Below are 730 nucleotides of genomic sequence, written 5' to 3'. Positions count from 1 at the left end.
CGGTCGTCGTCGCGACCGTCCTCGCCATGGGCTTCGCCATCGGGTTCCAGGGCGTGTTCGGGCTGAGCTGGATCCAGCGGAACATCCCGCAGGACGTGCTCAGCCGCGTCGTCTCCGTCGACATGGTCCTCGGGTACGCGGTCGCCCCCCTGTCCCTGATCGTGTGCGGGGTGCTGGCCGGCCGGGACGTGTCCGCCCTGTTCGGGGTGGTGGCGGCATTGCTCGCCGCGACCGGACTGGCGGTCCTGGCGTCCAAGGCGGTGCGCGAGATGCGGTGACAGCCCTCCCGCGGCCGGGACTCACTCGCTCAGGGCGGCCGACCGCGCGCACAGGTCCGCGCGGTTGGCCGCTCCCGTCTTGGTGATCAGGCTCGCGATGTGTTTCTCCGCCGTGCGGGGCGAGATGAACAGCCGGTCGGCGATGTCCTTGTTGCTGAGCCGCTCCGCCAGCAGCCGGAACACGTCGAACTCCCGCACGGTCACGCCCTGGGCGCGCAGGTCTCCCGGTATCGAACGGGTACCGGACCGGTGCTGGTGCACCGGGGCGCCGAGGCGGCGCAGTGCCGCCCGGCAGGCACCCGTGACGGCCACGACCTCCCGCTCGTGGAAAAAGTGCTCCGCCTGCCGCAGCCAGCCCACCGCATCGCCCCAGCCGTCCCGGTGCGCCGCGTCCGCAATCAGCCGCAGCCCCAGGTGCCGGGCGAGCGGGTACGGTTCCGCCGCCGCCAGCG

Annotated in this window: 1 protein-coding gene and 1 pseudogene; one reads left to right on the top strand and one right to left on the bottom strand. The window is 72.9% G+C overall.

Annotated features, from left to right (window positions below; translation table 11 throughout):
• Nucleotides 1-278, top strand: a pseudogene (locus B9S61_RS12010) (MFS transporter); the annotation flags it as partial.
• Nucleotides 279-299: 21 nt separating this feature from the next.
• On the opposite strand, the gene B9S61_RS12005 reads toward B9S61_RS12010, so the two are convergent.
• The coding region (locus tag B9S61_RS12005; RefSeq protein ID WP_146064804.1) for a helix-turn-helix transcriptional regulator at nt 300-730 on the bottom strand (431 nt) is incomplete at its 5' end.

The organism is Streptomyces sp. SM1 (genome assembly GCF_002910825.1).
Lineage (GTDB): Bacteria > Actinomycetota > Actinomycetes > Streptomycetales > Streptomycetaceae > Streptomyces > Streptomyces okerensis.
Note: the sequence above shows the minus strand (reverse complement) of the source record. Positions and strands in the feature narration are given on the sequence as shown.